Source organism: Nocardiopsis protaetiae (assembly GCF_045446735.1).
GTDB lineage: Bacteria > Actinomycetota > Actinomycetes > Streptosporangiales > Streptosporangiaceae > Nocardiopsis > Nocardiopsis protaetiae.
On the sequence record NZ_JBJJBV010000127.1, the window covers coordinates 1 to 18,412 of the forward strand.

The 18,412-nt window shown below is 71.4% G+C and carries 15 protein-coding genes; 8 read left to right on the top strand and 7 right to left on the bottom strand.

Going from position 1 to position 18,412, the window contains the following annotated elements; genetic code table 11:
• Together ACJOT3_RS19465 and ACJOT3_RS19470 are read right to left on the bottom strand one after the other, a co-directional pair.
• On the bottom strand, positions 1 to 148 hold a 148-nt coding region (locus tag ACJOT3_RS19465; RefSeq protein ID WP_406974295.1), incomplete at its 3' end, for an acyl-CoA carboxylase epsilon subunit.
• Entirely contained in the window at positions 145 to 1,755 is a 1,611-nt protein-coding gene (locus ACJOT3_RS19470; protein WP_406974282.1) for an acyl-CoA carboxylase subunit beta, read from the bottom strand. The genes ACJOT3_RS19470 and ACJOT3_RS19465, both read right to left, overlap by 4 nt.
• 346 nt (positions 1,756 to 2,101) lie before the next feature.
• Here ACJOT3_RS19470 and ACJOT3_RS19475 point away from each other — a divergent pair, with 346 nt between their 5' ends.
• The 5 genes from ACJOT3_RS19475 to ACJOT3_RS19495 all read left to right on the top strand — a co-directional run bounded on the left by ACJOT3_RS19475 (position 2,102) and on the right by ACJOT3_RS19495 (position 8,151).
• Positions 2,102 to 4,672: a phosphoenolpyruvate carboxylase gene (locus ACJOT3_RS19475; protein ID WP_406974296.1), complete on the top strand. Its 2,571-nt coding sequence runs from the start codon at positions 2,102 to 2,104 to the stop codon at positions 4,670 to 4,672.
• Positions 4,673 to 4,768: 96 nt separating this feature from the next.
• Positions 4,769 to 5,626 carry a biotin--[acetyl-CoA-carboxylase] ligase gene (locus ACJOT3_RS19480; protein ID WP_406974283.1) on the top strand — a complete coding sequence of 286 codons (858 nt, stop codon included), beginning with the start codon at positions 4,769 to 4,771 and terminating at the stop codon, positions 5,624 to 5,626.
• A gap of 112 nt (positions 5,627 to 5,738) precedes the next feature.
• Complete coding sequence (locus ACJOT3_RS19485) at positions 5,739 to 6,257, top strand: PH domain-containing protein (protein ID WP_406974284.1); 519 nt, start codon at positions 5,739 to 5,741, stop codon at positions 6,255 to 6,257.
• 121 nt (positions 6,258 to 6,378) lie between these two features.
• Positions 6,379 to 7,377, top strand: a complete 999-nt coding sequence (locus ACJOT3_RS19490; protein ID WP_406974285.1) for an adenylate/guanylate cyclase domain-containing protein — start codon at positions 6,379 to 6,381, stop codon at positions 7,375 to 7,377.
• Between the two features lie 138 nt (positions 7,378 to 7,515).
• The gene (locus ACJOT3_RS19495) at positions 7,516 to 8,151 is read left to right on the top strand and encodes an MBL fold metallo-hydrolase (protein ID WP_406974286.1); all 636 of its coding nucleotides are present in this window, start codon (positions 7,516 to 7,518) and stop codon (positions 8,149 to 8,151) included.
• A 139-nt stretch (positions 8,152 to 8,290) separates the two neighbouring features.
• Here the strand turns inward: ACJOT3_RS19495 and ACJOT3_RS19500 are convergent, their stop codons facing one another.
• The 5 genes from ACJOT3_RS19500 to ACJOT3_RS19520 all read right to left on the bottom strand — a co-directional run bounded on the left by ACJOT3_RS19500 (position 8,291) and on the right by ACJOT3_RS19520 (position 14,874).
• The gene (locus tag ACJOT3_RS19500) at positions 8,291 to 9,412 is read right to left on the bottom strand and encodes a DNA alkylation repair protein (protein ID WP_406974287.1); all 1,122 of its coding nucleotides are present in this window, start codon (positions 9,410 to 9,412) and stop codon (positions 8,291 to 8,293) included.
• 622 nt (positions 9,413 to 10,034) lie between these two features.
• The gene (locus ACJOT3_RS19505; protein ID WP_406974288.1) at positions 10,035 to 10,823 is read right to left on the bottom strand and encodes a succinate dehydrogenase/fumarate reductase iron-sulfur subunit; all 789 of its coding nucleotides are present in this window, start codon (positions 10,821 to 10,823) and stop codon (positions 10,035 to 10,037) included.
• Positions 10,820 to 12,748: a fumarate reductase/succinate dehydrogenase flavoprotein subunit gene (locus ACJOT3_RS19510; protein WP_406974289.1), complete on the bottom strand. Its 1,929-nt coding sequence runs from the start codon at positions 12,746 to 12,748 to the stop codon at positions 10,820 to 10,822. The genes ACJOT3_RS19505 and ACJOT3_RS19510 overlap by 4 nt, the downstream gene beginning before the upstream one ends.
• 38 nt (positions 12,749 to 12,786) lie before the next feature.
• Positions 12,787 to 13,611, bottom strand: a complete 825-nt coding sequence (gene sdhC / locus ACJOT3_RS19515; RefSeq protein ID WP_406974290.1) for a succinate dehydrogenase subunit SdhC — start codon at positions 13,609 to 13,611, stop codon at positions 12,787 to 12,789.
• A gap of 294 nt (positions 13,612 to 13,905) precedes the next feature.
• Positions 13,906 to 14,874 (bottom strand): LysR family transcriptional regulator, encoded by a 969-nt coding sequence (locus ACJOT3_RS19520; protein ID WP_406974291.1) that lies wholly within the window; start codon positions 14,872 to 14,874, stop codon positions 13,906 to 13,908.
• Positions 14,875 to 15,005: 131 nt separating this feature from the next.
• Between ACJOT3_RS19520 and ACJOT3_RS19525 the strand changes: the two genes are divergently transcribed.
• Genes ACJOT3_RS19525 through ACJOT3_RS19535 form a run of 3 tightly spaced genes read left to right on the top strand, consistent with a single transcriptional unit; the run spans position 15,006 to position 18,348 of the window.
• Positions 15,006 to 15,659: a succinate dehydrogenase cytochrome b subunit gene (locus ACJOT3_RS19525; RefSeq protein ID WP_406974292.1), complete on the top strand. Its 654-nt coding sequence runs from the start codon at positions 15,006 to 15,008 to the stop codon at positions 15,657 to 15,659.
• Positions 15,659 to 17,605 carry a fumarate reductase/succinate dehydrogenase flavoprotein subunit gene (locus tag ACJOT3_RS19530; RefSeq protein WP_406974293.1) on the top strand — a complete coding sequence of 649 codons (1,947 nt, stop codon included), beginning with the start codon at positions 15,659 to 15,661 and terminating at the stop codon, positions 17,603 to 17,605. The genes ACJOT3_RS19525 and ACJOT3_RS19530 overlap by 1 nt, the downstream gene beginning before the upstream one ends.
• Complete coding sequence (locus ACJOT3_RS19535) at positions 17,602 to 18,348, top strand: succinate dehydrogenase/fumarate reductase iron-sulfur subunit (RefSeq protein WP_406974294.1); 747 nt, start codon at positions 17,602 to 17,604, stop codon at positions 18,346 to 18,348. Before ACJOT3_RS19530 ends, ACJOT3_RS19535 begins: the two co-directional genes overlap by 4 nt.
• The last annotated feature ends 64 nt before the right edge of the window (positions 18,349 to 18,412 follow it).

Below are 18,412 nucleotides of genomic sequence, written 5' to 3' on the forward strand. Positions count from 1 at the left end.
CGCGCGCCGCGGCCGCACGGGCGGCGAGCACCGCGGTGAGGGCGGCGATCTCCTCGGCGGTGGGCTCGCCGCGGACGACGACCAGGTGCGGCTGCGCGCCCTGCGCCCCCTGCGCGCTCCGCGTGCTCGGTGTGTTCTGCGCGCTCACAGCGGGATGTTCCCGTGCTTCTTGGGCGGCAGCTGCGTGCGCTTGTTCGCCAGCGCGCGCAGGGCCTTGGTGATCTGGACCCGGGTCTCCGACGGCAGGATCACCCCGTCCACATACCCCCGCTCGGCCGCCGAGTACGGGTTCAGGAGGGTGTCCTCGTACTCGCCGATCAGGCGGGTCCGCTCCGCCTCCACGTCGTCGGCGGCCGCCAGCGTGCGCCGGTGCAGGATGTTCACCGCGCCCTGGGCGCCCATGACGGCGATCTGCGCGGTGGGCCAGGCGAGGTTGATGTCGGCGCCCAGGTGCTTGGAGCCCATGACGTCGTAGGCGCCGCCGAACGCCTTGCGGGTGATCACGGTGATCAGCGGGACGGTGGCCTCGGCGTACGCGTAGAGCAGCTTGGCGCCGTGGCGGATGATGCCGTCCCACTCCTGGTCGGTGCCGGGCAGGAACCCGGGCACGTCCACGAAGGTCAGCACCGGGATGTTGAAGGCGTCGCAGGTGCGCACGAACCGGGCGGCCTTGACGGACGCGTCGATGTCCAGGCAGCCGGCCAGGCTCATGGGCTGGTTGGCGATGATGCCGACGGAGCGCCCGTCCACCCGGCCGAAGCCGACCACCATGTTCGTGGCGAACAGGGCGTGGACCTCCAGGAAGTCCCCGTCGTCCAGGACGGTCTCGATGACGGTCCGGATGTCGTAGGGCTGGTTGGCCGAGTCGGGGACGAAGGTGTCCAGCGCCAGGTCGGCGTCGTTGACCTCCTCGCCGGGGTCCTCCTCGGGGGCCAGGACGGGGGCGTCCTCCAGGTTGTTGCCGGGCAGGTGGGACAGCAGGGCCTTGACGTAGTCGAGGGCGTCCTGCTCGTCGGCGCCCATGTAGTGGGCGACGCCCGACCTGGTGTTGTGGGTGCGCGCCCCGCCGAGCTCCTCCATGGAGACGTCCTCGCCGGTGACGGTCTTGATGACGTCGGGGCCGGTGATGAACATCTGCGAGGTCTCGTCGACCATCACGATGAAGTCGGTGAGGGCGGGGGAGTAGACGTGTCCGCCGGCGGCGGCGCCCATGATCACGGAGATCTGGGGGATGACGCCGGAGGCGTGGGTGTTGCGTTTGAAGATCTCGGCGTACAGGCCCAGGGAGACGACGCCCTCCTGGATGCGCGCGCCGCCGCCCTCGTTGATGCCGATGACGGGGCACCCGTTGGTGAGGGCGTGGTCGAGGACCTTACAGATCTTCTCACCGTAGACCTCGCCGAGCGATCCGCCGAAGACGGTGACGTCCTGGCTGAACACGGCGACGGGCCTGCCGTCGACGGTTCCGTAGCCGGTGACGACCCCGTCCCCGTAGGGCCGGTTGGCCTCCAGTCCGAAGTTGGTGGACCGGTGGCGGGCCAGGGCGTCGAGCTCGACGAACGACCCGGGGTCGAGCAGGGCGTCGATGCGTTCGCGGGCGGTCATCTTGCCCTTGGCGTGCTGTTTCTCGACGGCGCGCGCGGATCCCGCGTGCACCGCCTCGTAGCGTCGTCGCTGCAGGTCGGCGAGCTTGCCCGCGGTGGTGTGGATGTCGATCTCGTCCGCGGACAGTGGTTCAGGGGCTTCGGTGGCCATAACTACGCAGGTTAACTCCGGGCGGCCCGGCGGCGGCGACGCGCCCTCCGGTTACTGATCAGTAACATCCGCCCGCCGGGACGGCCCCGGCGAACCCGATCACGGGTCGTTCCCACCCCGCGCGCACCCCGCGCGCACCCCGCGAACGTGAGCGGCTGTGAATTTCGCGCCCTTTCGGAACAATTGTTAACGCCGCGGCAAAAGCTCGGAAATGCGCCCCCGAGAACGCTCCGCGAGAAACGTTCTCTGTAGTCTCTGCCTTATGACAGCGGTAAGCGCAGAGCGCGCCAGCGCGCGCCAGGAAGTGCCCGAACAGCTCAGGAATGACGTCAAGCTGCTCGGTGAGATGCTCGGAACCGTGCTCAAGGAGAGCGGCGGCGAGGATCTGCTCGCCGATGTCGAAAAACTCCGCCACGCGGTCATCGGCGCCCGCGACGGTTCCGTCACCGGCGAGGAGATCACCGCACTGGTGGCCGCCTGGCCCCTCGAACGCGCCAAGCAGGTCGCACGCGCCTTCACCGTCTACTTCCACCTCGCCAACCTGGCCGAGGAGCACCAGCGCATGCGCACCCTGCGCGAGCGCGACGACGCCGACAACCCGCCCCGCGAATCCCTCGCCGCGGCCGTCCGCGCCGTCCGCGAGGGCGCCGGGGGCGAGGAGCACCTCGACGCGCTGGTCGCGGGCATGGAGTTCCACCCCGTGCTCACCGCCCACCCCACCGAGGCCCGCCGCCGCGCCGTCTCCACCTCCATCCTGCGGATCAGCGCCCAGCTCGACGCCTGGCACGGCTCCCACGAGGGCAGCACCGAGGCCGCCGAGGCGCACCGCCGCCTCCTGGAGGAGGTCGACCTGCTCTGGCGCACCTCCCAGCTGCGCTACACCCGGCTCGACCCGCTCGACGAGGTGCGCACCGCCCTGGCCGCCTTCGACGAGACCATCTTCTCCGTCATCCCGCACGTCTACCGGTCCCTGGACCGGGCCCTGGACCCCGAGGGCACCGGCGTCCGCCCGCCCCGGGCCGTGCCGTTCGTCCGCTACGGCACCTGGATCGGCGGCGACCGCGACGGCAACCCCTTCGTCACCCACGAGGTGACCCGCGAGGCGGTGCGCATCCAGTCCGAGCACGTGCTGCGCGGCCTGGAGAGCGCCTGCGACCGGATCGCCCGCACCCTCACCGCCTACGGCAACCTCACCCCCGGCTCCCCGGCGCTGCTCGACTCGCTCTCCTCCGCCCGCGCCGGACAGCCCTCGCTGCTGGCGGAGATCTCCGAGCGCTCGCCCAACGAGCCGCACCGCCAGTTCCTGCTGTACGCCACCGCCCGGCTGCGCGCCACCCGCGAACGCGACGCCGACCTGGCCTACCCGAACGCCGAGGCCTTCCTCGCCGACCTGCGCACCGTCCAGGAGTCCCTGGCCGCCGCCGGGGCGAACCGGCAGGCCTACGGCGAGCTCCAGCACCTCATCTGGCAGGCCGAGACCTTCGGGTTCCACCTCGCCGAGCTGGAGATCCGCCAGCACAGCGAGGTGCACGCCGCCGCCCTGGCCGAGCTGCGCGAACACGGCGCCGACGGCAAGCTCACCGACCGCACCCGCGAGGTCCTGGACACCATCCGGGTCGTCTCCTGGATCCAGGAGCGGTTCGGCGTCGAGGCCTGCCGCCGCTACATCGTCAGCTTCACCCGCTCCGCCGACGACATCGCCGCCGTCCACGAGCTGGCCGAGTACGCGCTGCCCGCCGACCGCCGCCCCGTCCTGGACGTCATCCCGCTCTTCGAGACCGGCGCCGACCTGGACGCCTCACCCGGGGTCCTGGACGGCATGCTCGAACTCCCGCAGATGCAGAAGCGCCTGGAGCAGAGCGGCCGCCGCGTCGAGGTCATGCTCGGCTACAGCGACTCCGCCAAGGACGTCGGCCCGGTCAGCGCCACCCTGCGGCTGTACGACGCCCAGGCCCGGCTGGCCGCCTGGGCCCGCCGCCACGACGTGCGCCTCACCCTGTTCCACGGCCGCGGCGGCTCCCTGGGCCGCGGCGGCGGCCCGGCCAGCCGCGCCCTGCTCGCCCAGGCGCCCGGCTCGGTCGACGGCCGGTTCAAGGTCACCGAGCAGGGCGAGGTCATCTTCGCCCGCTACGGCCAGGCCGACCTGGCCCGGCGGCACATCGAACAGGTCGGCCACGCCGTCCTCATGGCCTCCACCGACGAGGTCCAGGAACGCGAGCGCTCCGCCGCCCTCAAGTACCGGCCGCACGCCGACACCATCGCGGCCGCCGCCCAGCGGGCCTACCTCGACCTCATCAACGCCGACGGGTTCGCCGCCTGGTTCTCCCGGGTCAGCCCGCTGGAGGAACTCGGCGAGCTGCGCCTGGGCTCGCGCCCGGCCCGCCGCGGCGCCGCCCGCGGCCTGGGCGACCTGCGCGCCATCCCCTGGGTGTTCGCCTGGACCCAGACCCGGGTCAACCTGCCCGGCTGGTACGGGCTGGGCACCGGACTGGCGGCCGTGTCCGACCTGTCGCTGCTCCAGGACGCCTACCGCGAGTGGCCCATGTTCGCGTCGCTGCTGGACAACGCGGAGATGAGCCTGGCCAAGACCGACCGCACCATCGCCGAGCGCTACCTCGCCCTGGGCGACCGCCCGGAGATGAGCGAGCGGGTCCTGGCCGAGTACGACCTCACCCGCGACCTGGTGCTGCGGGTGACCGGCCACTCCCGCCTGCTGGAGACCCGCCGCGTGCTCTCGCGCGCCGTGGACCTGCGCAACCCCTACGTGGACGCGCTGTCCCACCTCCAGCTGCGCGCCCTGGAGGCGCTGCGCTCGGAGGACGCCGCGACCCTCTCACCCGAGGACCAGCAGCACCTGGAGCGCCTCCTGCTGCTCTCCGTCAACGGCGTCGCCGCCGGCCTCCAGAACACCGGCTGACCCCGCCGCCCGACACACGCCCGCGCCCCGGCCCTCACCACAGGCCGGGGCGCGGCGCCGGGCGCGGAACCGCCGTGGCGCTGCTGTAATGGGGGCATGGCCGGATCCGAGGACTTTTTGCGACCGCCGCTCGACGTGGCGGCGCTCAACGCCGCGCTCATCCGCCCCGGGGGGATGTGGGAGCGGATCGAGGTGGTGCCCGAGGCCGGGTCCACCAACACCGAGCTGGCCGCCCGCGGGCGGGCCGGGGCGCCGCACGGGAGCGTGCTGGTGGCCGAGCACCAGAGCGCGGGCCGGGGCCGGATGGGGCGGGGCTTCACCACCCCGCCGCGCGCCGCGCTCACGGTGTCCCTGCTGCTGCGCCCGGCGGTGGAGCCCGCCCGGCTGGGCTGGCTGTCGGCGCTGATGGGCGTGGCCGCGGTCGGCGCCGTGCGGCGCACCACCGGGGTCAAGGCGGCCCTGAAGTGGCCCAACGACCTGCTGGTGCCCGCGGCCTTCCGGGCCGACCCGGGGAGCGGCGACGGCAAGCTCGCCGGGATCCTCGCCGAGGTGGACTTCTCCTCGGGCGAGGCGGCCGTGGTCGTCGGCATCGGGCTCAACGTCTCCCAGGGCCCCGACGAGCTGCCCGTGGACACCGCGGTCTCGCTCCGCGGGGAGGGCGCCACCGAGGTCGACCGGGGGGTGCTGCTGGCGTCCCTGCTCGGCGAGTTCGAGGAGCTGTACACGCTGTGGGCGGCGGCCGGCGGCGACGCCGAGGCCAGCGGCCTGGCCGAGGTCTACCGCGACGTCTGCACCACCCTGGGCCGCCGGGTCCGGGTCCACCTGCCCGGCGACCAGGCCCTGGAGGGCGTCGTGACCGCGATCGACGCCGAGGGGCGGCTGGTGGTCGACGGCCCCGCGGGGGAACGGGCCCTGAGCGTGGGCGACGTCGTGCACGTGCGGCCCGCCCGCTGAGGGCGCGTCCGGGTCACGGTGGAGAGCGTTCCGGGGAACGTCGCCGCGGCGTCGTCCACAGGCCGCGGACACGGCCTTTCTGGGCGGTACCGCCCTATGTCATGATCCAACCATGGCTATCGCGGACCGCTATCTCTCCGACGACGAGGAACTCGTCCACGTCGTCCGCCAGCACTGGACCGTCCTCATCGAGGAGTTCACGGCCCTGGTGCTCATCGTCGCCGCCACCGCGGCGGCGCTGTGGTTCCTGCCCTGGCAGGAGGAGTGGGCGCCCATCGCCGCCGGGGTGGTCGGGGTCCTCGCCCTGATCGCCGCGCTGGCATTCTGGCTCATCCCCCTGCTGCGCTGGTCCACCACCGTCTACATCCTCTCCAACCGCCGTCTGATGACACGCGACGGCCTCATCTCCCGGCAGGGCCGGGACATGCCGCTCACCCGGGTCAACGACGTCGCCTTCAGCATGTCGGTGTGGGAACGCATCATGAGGTACGGGACGTTGACGGTGCAGTCGGCCTCCGAGCAGGAGGCCATCACCCTCAAGAAGGTCCCCAGACCGGAGTGGTTCCAGTCGGAGATCTACAAGCGGGTCAACGACGCGCACCGACCGGAGTCCTCCTCCGACCCCCGGTGACGGCCGCCCGGAGCGGCGGCGGTCTCCGGCGTAAGCTGGAGGTGGACCCCGCGGCGCCGACGCGGTGGCCCCCAGTACTCGCTCCCCGCACGGGCGGGGACGGTTCCGTGAAAGAGAACGTATGTCGTCGCGTCCTGACCCGAAAGTGATCGAGACCGCTCTCCTGGGCGGTGAGGCGGTCTACACCAGGGAGCAGGCGATCGAGCTGGCCGCGGCCGACCCCGAGCTCGCCGGTCGGATCTGGCGTGCCCTGGGCTTTCCCACACAGAGCGACGACACCGTCATCTTCACCGAGAGCGACGTCGAGGCCCTGCGCCTGGCCACCGGGCTGCTGGACGAGGACGTCCTCGACGAGGAGGCGGTGGTCCGCTTCGCCCGCGCCATGGGCCAGACCATGGCGCGGCTGGCCGACTGGCAGACCAGCATCCTCAGCACCCTGCTGTTCCGCGAGGGGGAGGGCGTCGAGGGCGCCGCCCCCCTGATGAACCAGGTCAAGGAGCTGCTGCCCGACGTGGAGCGGCTGCTGCTGCACATCTGGCGCCGCCAGCTCGCCGCCTCCACCGCCCGCACCCTGGCCGTGATGTCCAACGGCGTCGACGGGGTGCCCAACTACTACCCGCTCATCGTCGGGTTCGCGGACCTGGTCTCCTTCACCACCCTCAGCCGCGAACTCGACGAGGTGGAGCTGGCCGAGGTGGTGGAGGGCTTCGAGGCCACCGCCGCCGACATCGTCGCCTCGGGCGGCGGCCGGGTCGTCAAGACCCTGGGCGACGAGGTGCTCTACGTGGCCGACGACCCGGTCAAGGCGGCCGACATCGCGCTGCGCCTGGCCTCGGGGGTCAAGACCCACGTGGAGGTGCCCGACGTGCGGGTGGGCCTGTCCTCCGGTCCGGTGCTCACCCTGCACGGCGACGTGTTCGGCACCACCGTTAACCGGTCCAGCCGCCTCACCTCCTTCGCCAGACCCGGCACCGTCCTCATCGACGAGGAGCTGGCCCGCAGCCTGGGCGAGGCCGAGGGGCTCCAGGTGGTCAAGGTGCGGGCGCGGCACGCCCACGGGCTGGGCCTCATCCAGCCCTACGCCCTGCGCCGCAACTTCGAGCCCGGCATCACGGCCTGACCCCCGGCTCCCCGCGCCTTGCCCCCGCGCCCTGTCCCCGCGGCCGCCCCGTCCGCGAACACGTGTGGCCGGGGCCTGCTCGGGATAGGCTCGGAAGCGTCGGAACGGGCAGTGGACGTCAGGCGGTGGAGGCTTTCGATGAGCGGCACGTACCCGGTCGTACACCTGCGCACCTCGGGGGTGGTCAGCCTGGAGGGCGCCGAGTCCGCGGTCGAGAACAACGTCTGGATCGTCGGTGACGAGGAGAGCGCGATCGTCATCGACGCCGCCCACGACCACCGGGCCATCGCCCGCGGCCTGGGCGACCGGGAGCTCATGGCGATCGTGTGCACCCACGGCCACACCGACCACATCAACGCGGCGGTGGCGCTGGCCGAGCTCACCGACAGCCCGGTCCTGCTGCACCCCGACGACGCCGACCTGTGGCACCGGGTGCACCCCGACCAGGAGCCGGACGCCCCGCTGCTGCACGGCGAGGCCCTCCAGGTCGGCGGGGTCGAGCTCCAGATCCTGCACACCCCCGGGCACACGCCCGGCGGGGTGAGCCTGTACGCGCCCGCCCTGGGCTCGGTGTTCACCGGGGACACGCTCTTCCCGGACGGGCCGGGCGCCACCGGACAGCCGCTGTCGGACTTCCCGACCATCATCGCGTCCATCCGCGACCACCTGGCGGTGCTGCCGGGGGAGACGGTCGTCCACCCCGGGCACGGGGCGTCGACCACCATCGCCGAGGCGGCCGCGCACCTCGACGACTGGGCGGCCCGCGGCTTCTAGCCGGGTCCGAGGCCACCGGGCCCACGGCATCCGGCCCGGGCCGAGGTCCCAGAGCCCGCGGCATCCGGCCCGGGCCGAGGCCACAGAGCCCGCGGCATCCGGCCCGGGCCCGCGGCCTTCAACCGGGCCCGGCCCGGCCTCAGACCCGCAGCTCGAACGGGGCGGCCGCCTTGATCACCCCGTTGACCTGCACCTCCACCAGGTGCTCGCCGCCGTGGTGGGTGCGGGTGCTGATCGGCTTCACCCGGTGCCGCTTCTCCAGCGTGCGCCGCTCGCCCCCGCACAGCTCCACGGTGGTCCACTTGAACACCTTGGGGCGGCGGGTGCCGTCGGCCTTCACGTAGTGCACCCGGTAGTCCACGATGACCGTGTGCGGGCGGTCGTCGTTGTTGACCAGCTCCACCCGCATCCGGAGTTCGCCGCCCAGGTCCAGCGCGGCGGGGGACAGGGACAGGCCCTCGGTGCCCACGCGGTCGCCGCCGGTCGCGCCCAGCAGCGCCAGCGCCCGCGGATCGCCCTTCTTGACCAGGGTGCGCAGCGCGTGCCGGACGGTCCAGGCGGTCTCGGGGGTCGGGCTCTCCCGCGACCAGCGTTCGGCCAGGTCCAGGACCCGGCCGGGGTGGTCGCGCGAGATGTCGTTGAGGTTGTTGGCGACCGAGGTGCGCACGTACGCCGACGGGTCGTTGCGCAGGATCTCCAGGACCTCCAGCACCGGTTCCGGGTCGGCGACGAACTCCGGCAGCCGCCGCGCCCACGGCAGCCGGGGCCGCAGCCCCTCGCTGGCGAACCGCCGCACGTTGGGGTCGGGGTCGGTCGCGCAGGCGTGCATCAGCTTCAGCGCCGCCTCCCGGTGGTGCACCAGGTAGGGCCGCACCGCGAACTCGGAGGTGTGCCGCCGGGTGATCTCCACCAGGGCGGGCAGCGACGCCTCGGGGTGGGCCACCCCGTACTCCTCCACGAACCGGGCCACCGCCATCAGGTGGAACCCCTGCGCGTACATCCCGGCGCCGTCCACCAGGTCCTCGCCCAGGGAGTCCACGAGCACCCCGACGGCCTCGGGATAGGCGGCGGGCAGCCGGGCGCGCAGGCCCTCGGCCATCACCATCACCCGGTCCTTGAGCTCCAGCGGGCCGACCCGGGCCGCCACCTCGGCGGCGTAGCCCTCCACGTCGAACTCCGGGAGGCGCTCCCGGATCGCCGTGCCCAGCACCCGGGCGGCCCCGCCGCCGACGTGCCGCTTGAGACTGTGGTCGTCCGCCATGCGTCCCCGCCCTCAACCCGTTCGAGGGGGCACAGTGTGCCGCCCCGCCGGGGAAAAGTCGAGATTCGCCATCAAGCGGATGATCGGTTGTTTTCCTCGCCCAAAGCTCATAGGCACCCATTCCAGGCAGGCATGTTCCCCGTAGGTCATATTCTCTACAGTGAATATTCATGTTGGGGAATGCAACTCATGGCCGCCGACCTCTGAGCACCTGCCCCCGGCCCCCTGCGGCCGCAGCCGCCGCGACCGGGACGCGGGACCGGGACACCGGATCGGCGGCCTCATGCCCCGGCCCCTGAGCATCGGCCTCAAAGTACTGGCCCCTGGGCCCTGGCGGCCGCGGCCACCGGGGCCGGGACGCGGCCACCGGGACGCGGAATCGGCGCTCTCATGCCCCGCACCCTGGGCCGGCCGCAGCCGTAGCCGTCGGCACGGCTACCGGAGCGCGGGACCGGCGGCCTCACCCCCCGGCCTCTGGGCATCGGTGGCCGCAGCCACCGGAACGCGGCCACCAGGGCGCGGATGTCGACGGCCGCCGCGGCCGCGACCACCGGGGCCGGGACGCGGCCACCGGGGCGCGGGGTCGGCGGCCTCACGCCCCTGCCCCGCGCCCCGGCCCGGCTCAGTCGTTCGCCGGGCGGCGGATGTTGGGCGCGATCGGGGTGTCCTTGGGGCGGACCCCGATCTTGGACCCCAGCCACACCAGCGGGTCGTACTTGCGGTCCGCGACGCGCTCCTTCATCGGGATGAGCGCGTTGTCGGTGATGTGGATGCCCTCCGGGCACACCTCCGTGCAGCACTTGGTGATGTTGCAGTAGCCCAGCCCGAACTCGTCCTGGGCGATCGCCCGCCGGTCGGCGGTGTCCTCCGGGTGCATCTCCAGCTCGGCCACCCGCATCAGGAAGCGCGGGCCGGAGAAGTGCGGCTGGTTCTCCTCGTGGTCGCGGATCACGTGGCAGACGCTGTTGCACAGGAAGCACTCGATGCACTTGCGGAACTCCTGCGACCGCTCCACGTCGACCTGCGCCATCCGGAAGTCCCCCGGCGCCGTCGCCGGGTCCGGGGTGAAGGACGGGATCTCCCGCGCCTTGTCGTAGTTGAACGACACGTCGCACACCAGGTCCCGGATCACCGGGAAGGTGCGCAGCGGCGTCACCGTGACCGTCTCGTCCTCGGTGAACACGCTCATCCGCGTCATGCACGACAGCCGCGGCATCCCGTTGATCTCCATCGAGCACGAGCCGCACTTGCCCGCCTTGCAGTTCCAGCGCACCGCCAGGTCGGGGGCCTGGGTGGCCTGGAGCCGGTGCAGCACGTCCAGCACCACCTCGCCCTCGTTCACCTCCACCCGGTACTCCGACAGCTCCCCGTCGGCCCCGCCGCGCCAGACCCGGAACAACCGCTCGCTCATGCCCGCTCCTCCTCGTTCACGTCGTCGGCCGCCTCGGGCAGCTCCTCCTTGGTCAGGTACTTGGCCAGCTCGTCCGGGTCGAACACGGACATCAGGCCCTCGGGGATGTCGGGCACCGGACGGTGCTCCACCGTCACCAGGTCGCCGCCGTCGGTCCGGACCTCCAGGTTGATCCGCCGCCACTGCGGCGACATCTCGGGGAAGTCGTCGCGGGTGTGCCCGCCGCGCGACTCCTCGCGTTCCAGCGCCGCCGCGGCGATCGCCCGGGACACCACCAGCATGTTGGGCAGCGACATGGCCAGGTGCCAGCCGGGGTTGTACACGCGGTCGCCGGGGGCGCTCAGCCCCGCGGAGCGCTCCAGCAGGCCGTCCAGCCGCTCCAGCGCCTCAGCCAGTTCCGGCCCGCGCCGGATGATCCCGACCAGGTCGTTCATGGTGTCCTGGAGGTCGGAGTGGAGCGTGTACGGGTTCTCCCCGGTGCCCTGCTTGAGGAACGCCAGCGCGTGCTCGGCGGCCGCGGACACCCGGTCCTCCACGCTCTCGTAGGGCGCGCGCCCGGCCAGCCCGGCGACGTATCCGGCCGCGCCCTGCCCGGCCCGGCGGCCGAACACCAGCAGGTCCGACAGCGAGTTGCCGCCCAGCCGGTTGGAGCCGTGCATGCCGCCCGCCACCTCGCCGGCCGCGAACAGCCCCGGCACGTCGGAGGCGGCCGTCTCGGCCTCCACCCGCACCCCGCCCATCACGTAGTGGCAGGTGGGGCCCACCTCCATCGGCTCGGCGGTGATGTCCACGTCCGCCAGCTCCTTGAACTGGTGGTGCATGGACGGCAGGCGGCGGCGGATCTCCTCGGCGGGCAGCCGGGTGGACACGTCCAGGAACACCCCGCCGTGCGGGGAGCCCCGCCCCTCCTTGACCTCGCTGTTGATCGCCCGCGCCACCTCGTCGCGGGGCAGCAGCTCCGGCGGCCTGCGGTGGTTCTGCGGGTCGTCGTACCAGCCGTCCGCCTCCTCCTCGGTCTCCGCGTACTGGGCGCGGAACACGTCGGGGACGTAGTCGAACATGAAGCGGCGGCCCTCGGAGTTGCGCAGCACCCCGCCGTCGCCGCGCACCGACTCGGTGACGAGGATGCCCCGCACCGACGGCGGCCAGACCATCCCGGTGGGGTGGAACTGGACGAACTCCATGTTGATGAGCGACGCCCCGGCCCGCAGCGCCAGCGCGTGGCCGTCGCCGGTGTACTCCCAGGAGTTGGAGGTGGTCCGGAACATCTTTCCGATGCCGCCGGTGGCCAGCACCACCGCCGGCGCCTCGAACACGACGAACCCGCCGTCCTCGCGGCGGTAGCCGAACGCCCCGGCGATCGCCCCGTCGTGCAGCAGCAGCTCGGTGACCGCGGTCTCGGGGAAGACCCGCAGCATCGCGTCGGGGTCGCCCAGCTCGGCGGCGTCGGCCTGCTGGAGCGCCACGATCCGCTGCTGGAGGGTGCGGATCATCTCCAGCCCGGTCCGGTCGCCCACGTGCGCCAGGCGCGGGTACTCGTGCCCGCCGAAGTTGCGCTGGCTGATCCGGCCGTCGGGGGTCCGGTCGAACAGCGCGCCCCAGTACTCCAGCTCCAGGATGCGGTCGGGGGCCTCGCGCGCGTGCAGCTCGGCCATGCGGGGGTCGTTGAGGAACTTGCCGCCGCGGATGGTGTCGCGGAAGTGGACCCGCCACTCGTCGGCGGGGTTGGCGTTGCCCAGGGCGGCCGCGGCGCCGCCCTCGGCCATCACCGTGTGCGCCTTGCCGAACAGCGATTTGGAGATGACGGCGGTGCGCATGCCCTGTTCGCGGGCGGCGATCGCGGCGCGCAGTCCAGCGCCGCCCGCGCCGATCACGACCACGTCATAGGTGTGGCGGGTCACGCCGGGTGCTCTCGGAGGAGCCATCGTGTGCCTTTCCGGGTCGGCCTCGTGCCCAGAGGGATTCAGTTGAGGAAGCGCAGGTCGGAGATGACGCCGCTCGCCATGAGCGCCACGTAGGCGTCGGTGGCGATGAGGGTGGCGATGCTCGCCCAGCCGAAGTACATGTGCCGGTCGTTGAGCCGGGAGATGCCCGTCCACAGGCGGTAGCGGACCGGGTGGCGGCCGAAGCTGCGCAGGCGGCCGCCCATGACGTGGCGGCAGGAGTGGCAGCTGAGCGTGTAGCCCCACAGCATCAGCACGTTGACGACCATGATCACGTTGCCCAGGCCGATGCCGAAGCCGCCGTCCGTCCCGTGGAAGAACGGGACGATCATGTCCCAGGTGTTGATCGCGGTGATCACGAAGGCGACGTAGAAGAAGTACCGGTGCGCGTTCTGCGGGAGCATCAGCGGCCGGGTCTCGCCGGTGTAGGACCGGTGCGGCTCCCGGACGGCGCAGGCGGTGGGCGCCTGCCAGATCGAGCGGTAGTAGGCCTTGCGGTAGTAGTAGCAGGTCAGCCGGAACAGCAGCAGGAACGGCAGGCTGAGCAGGGCGTAGGGGACCAGCGGTGGGAACTCCACCGGCAGGCGCCCGAACAGTGCGGCGTCGGGCGCGCACTGGGCGGCCAGACAGGGTGAGTAGAACGGGGTCAGGTAGTGGTGCTCCTGGACCCAGTAGTGGTCTTGCTGGAAGACCCGCAGGGTCGCGTAGACGACGAAGGTGGCCAGGCCCAGTGTGGTGAACAGGGGGCCGAGCCACCATCGGTCGGTGCGCAGGGTGCGCTGCGGGAGTCGTATCCGGGCGCGTGCGGGGGTCGCGCCTTCGGGCGGGGTCACCGTCGTCTCCACCTCCAGTGGGAGGGCCCGGTCGGGGGACGGACCGCGGGGTGACCGCGTCCCCGCCGTGGCGCCTCCGGTGAGTGCCGGCCGGCCCGGGGTGGCCGGAAGGGAACCGCTCTGTCACGCCACGTTAGGTGGCTGTGATGACGGTCACATCTCAGGGTCCACGAAACCCCGGAGAAATGGATGTGAAACGCGTCACTCTTTTTCTGTTTTTTGTATGCATATGTCATAAAAACAGAAAGAAAGCGCCCTTAGGGATGTTCGACTCTTTTGGTGATGAAGTGGCGGAAGTGGTAGGGGTCAGCCCCCGTCCCTTTCCGGGCCGCCCGCCTCCGGGTCCGTGATGAGCACCTCCAGGTCCGGGCCCAGCTCCTGCTGCGACATCCCCAGCAGGTACTCGTTGAGGTGGCGGCGGAACGCGTCCGCCGAGTGCGAGGGGTCCACGTCCTTGCGCCGCGCCAGCGCCACCGTCCGCAGCAGCCGCGGCCGGGCCAGCGGCGTCCCCCGCAGGCCCGGGCGGTTCTTGAGCACCATGCTCGGCACCACCGCCAGGCCCAGCCCCGCCTCCACGAACCGCAGCACGGCGTCCATCTCGCCGCCCTCCACCGCCAGCTCCGGCTCGAACCCCGCCGCCCGGCAGGCCCGCAGCGTCGCCTCGCGCACGTCGTACCCCCGCCGGAACATCACCAGCGGCCGGTCCCGCAGCTCCGTGATCCGGATCGACGCCCGACCGGTGGGGGAGGGCCGCGCCATCGGGCTGGCCACCACCAGGTTCTCCCGCAGGATCGGGATGGTGGACAGGTCCGGGTCGCTGCTCTGCAGGGGCAGGATGATCAGCGCCAGGTCCAGCTCGCCCCGGCCCAGGTTGCGGATGAGGTCGCGGGACCCGCTCTCCTCCACGTTCAGCTCGATCCCCGGGTAGCGGGTGTGGAAGTCGGCGAGCACGTCCGCCAGCAGCCCTGCGCACAGCGACGGCGTGGCCCCCAGGCGGACCCGGCCCCGGCGCACCCCCGCCAATTCGGCCACCTCGCGCCGGGCCGTCTCCAGGTCCGTCAGGATGCGCTGGGCCAGCGGAAGCAGCGCCTCACCGGCCGGAGTGAGTGTGATATTTCCCCGGGCACGACTGAATAACGGCGCGCCCAACTCCCTCTCAAGGCTGCGGATCTGTTTGCTCAAGCTCGGCTGGGCGACGCGTGAAAGCTCGGCTGCGCGGGTGAAATGGCGTGTGCGGGCGACGGCGACGAAGTAGGCGAGCTGTTGGAACTGCATGATCCATAGCCTACGGCTATGGAGGCCAGAGTCCTGATGCCTTAGACGTCGGACTTAACTCGAATTTAAAGTGGCAGGCTGTGGCGAACAGTACCTTGACCAAGAAGCGGTCTACGGCCTACGGGTCCACGGTGGCACTCAAGTCAGCAATGGCTGTCACCGGGGCGATCCTCGTGCTGTATTTGATCGCGCACATGTACGGCAACCTGAAAGTCTTCTCGGGCCAGGCGGCGTTCGACGGCTACGCGCACGGCCTGCGCGAGCTGGGCTACCCGCTCCTGCCCGAGTCCGGCTTCCTCTGGATCGCGCGCATCGTCCTGTTGGCGAGCGTCCTGATCCACATCTACGCGGTCGTCATCCTGTGGCGCCGCGCCGGCCGCGCCCGGCAGAACCGCTACCAGGTGAAGAAGCGCGTCCAGCGCACCTACGCCTCGTACACCATGCGGTACGGCGGCATCCTCATCGCGCTCTTCGTGGTCTTCCACATCCTGCACCTGACCGTCAACGCCATCGCGCCCGGCGGCAAGTCCGACAGCCCCTACGAGCGGCTCGTGAACGGGTTCCAGCCCGAGTTCTGGTACATCACCCTGTTCTACATCGCCGCCGTCATCGCCGTCGGCTTCCACCTCCGGCACGGCATCTGGAGTGCCATGGCCACGCTCGGCGCGAACAAGGCGTCCCGCCAGGGCAAGATCAACGCGGTGGCCGTGGCCATCTCGCTGATCGTGACCATCGGCTTCCTGCTCCCGCCCCTGGCGGTCACCTTTGGACTGGTGAGTAAGTAATGTCTGACACCGACTACTTCGTCGTCGGCGAACCGATCCGCGACGAGAAGGCCCCCGAGGGGCCGATCAACGAGCGCTGGGACAAGCGCCGTTTCTCCGCCAAGCTGGTCAACCCCGCGAACCGGCGCAAGCTCTCCGTGATCATCGTCGGCACCGGCCTGGCCGGCGCCTCCGCGGCCGCGACCCTGGGCGAGGCGGGCTACAACGTCACCTCGTTCTGCTACCAGGACAGCCCGCGCCGGGCCCACTCCATCGCGGCGCAGGGCGGCATCAACGCGGCCAAGAACTACCGCAACGACGGCGACAGCATCTACCGGCTGTTCTACGACACCGTCAAGGGCGGCGACTTCCGCTCCCGCGAGTCGAACGTGTACCGCCTGGCCCAGACCAGCGTCGAGATCATCGACCAGTGCGTGGCCCAGGGCGTCCCCTTCGCGCGCGAGTACGGCGGCCTGCTCGACAACCGCTCCTTCGGCGGCGTGCAGGTCTCCCGCACCTTCTACGCCCGCGGCCAGACGGGCCAGCAGCTGCTGATCGGCGCCTACCAGGCGCTGGAGCGGCAGATCGCGGCCGGCACCGTCCAGATGAACACCCGCCACGAGATGCTCGAACTGATCGTGGTGGACGGCAAGGCCCGCGGCATCATCGCCCGCGACATGGTCACCGGCGAGATCGAGACGCACTTCGCGGACGCGGTCGTGCTGGCCACCGGCGGCTACGGCAACGTGTTCTTCCTGTCGACCAACGCGATGGGCTGCAACGTCACCGCCGGCTGGCGCGCGCACCGCAAGGGCGCGCTCTTCGCCAACCCCTGCTACACGCAGATCCACCCCACCTGCATCCCGGTCAGCGGCGACTACCAGTCCAAGCTGACCCTGATGAGCGAGTCGCTGCGCAACGACGGCCGCATCTGGGTGCCCAAGGAGCACGGGGACACCCGCGACCCCCGCCAGATCCCCGAGGGCGAGCGCGACTACTACCTGGAGCGCATCTACCCGTCCTTCGGCAACCTGGTGCCGCGTGACATCGCCTCCCGCGCCGCCAAGAACGTCTGCGACGAGGGCCGCGGCGTCGGCCCCGGCGGGCTGGGCGTGTACCTGGACTTCGCCGACGCGATCCAGCGCATGGGACGGGCGGCCGTCGAGGCCAAGTACGGCAACCTGTTCGACATGTACCAGCGCATCACCGGCGAGAACCCGTACGAGGTTCCGATGCGCATCTACCCGGCCGTCCACTACACCATGGGCGGCCTGTGGGTCGACTACGACCTGCAGAGCACCATCCCGGGCCTGTTCGTGACCGGAGAGGCCAACTTCTCCGACCACGGCGCCAACCGCCTGGGCGCCAGCGCGCTGATGCAGGGTCTGGCCGACGGCTACTTCGTCCTGCCCAACACCATCAACGACTACCTGGCGGACGGCCCGTTCGAGAAGATCGACGAGTCGCACCCCGAGGCCGTCGCGGCCAAGGAGCAGGTCACCTCCCGGATCGACACGTTCCTGTCCCTCCAGGGCTCCCGCACCGTCGACTCCTTCCACAAGGAGCTCGGCCACATCATGTGGGAGTACTGCGGCATGGAGCGCAGCGAGGAGGGCCTCACCAAGGCCATCGAGCTCATCCGCAACCTGCGCGAGGAGTTCTGGCGCGACGTCAAGGTGCTCGGCACCAACGACGAGCTCAACCAGGCCCTGGAGAAGGCCGGCCGCGTCGCCGACTTCCTGGAGCTGGGCGAGCTCATGTGCATCGACGCCCTGCACCGCCGGGAGTCCTGCGGCGGGCACTTCCGCGCCGAGAGCCAGACCGAGGACGGTGAGGCGCTGCGTCACGACGACGAGTTCGCCTACGTCGCGGCCTGGGAGTTCGGTGGGGACGGCAACAAGCCCGTGCTCCGCAAGGAAGCCCTGGAGTACGAGTACGTCGAGATGAAGCAGCGGAGCTACAAGTGAACATCAGCCTGCGCGTTTGGCGCCAGAAGGGCCGTGACGACCAGGGCCGGCTGGTCACCTACAAGCTCACGGACGTCTCCCCGGACATGTCGTTCCTGGAGATGCTCGACGTCCTCAACGAGAAGCTCACGCTGGAGGACGAGGACCCGGTCGCGTTCGACCACGACTGCCGCGAGGGCATCTGTGGTGCCTGTGGCGTCGTGATCGACGGCGAGGCCCACGGCCCGGAGGTCACCACCACCTGCCAGCTGCACATGCGCAGCTTCAAGGACGGCGACACCATCACCGTGGAGCCGTGGCGGGCCAAGGCGTTCCCGGTCATCAAGGACCTGGTCGTGGACCGCGGCGCCTTCGACCGGATCATCCAGGCGGGCGGCTACATCAGCGCCCCGACGGGTACCGCCCCGGACGCCCACGCCAACCCGATCCCCAAGCCGGACGCCGACCGCGCGTTCGACGCCGCGACCTGCATCGGCTGCGGCGCCTGCGTGGCGGCCTGCCCGAACGCCTCCGGCATGCTGTTCACGGCCGCCAAGGTCACCCACCTCGGCATGCTCCCGCAGGGGCAGCCGGAGCGGGCCTCCCGCGTGGTCAACATGATCAGCCAGCACGACGAAGAGGACTTCGGCGGCTGCACCAACATCGGTGAGTGCGCGGCGGTCTGCCCCAAGGGCATCCCGCTGGACACCATCTCCCAGCTCAACCGCGACCTGCTGGGCTCCCTCGCCAAGGGCGTCGGCTAGCCGACACCCCGCGAGATCGGGGGCCGCACCCTCCGGGGTGCGGCCCCTCCCTCATGCCCGGAGG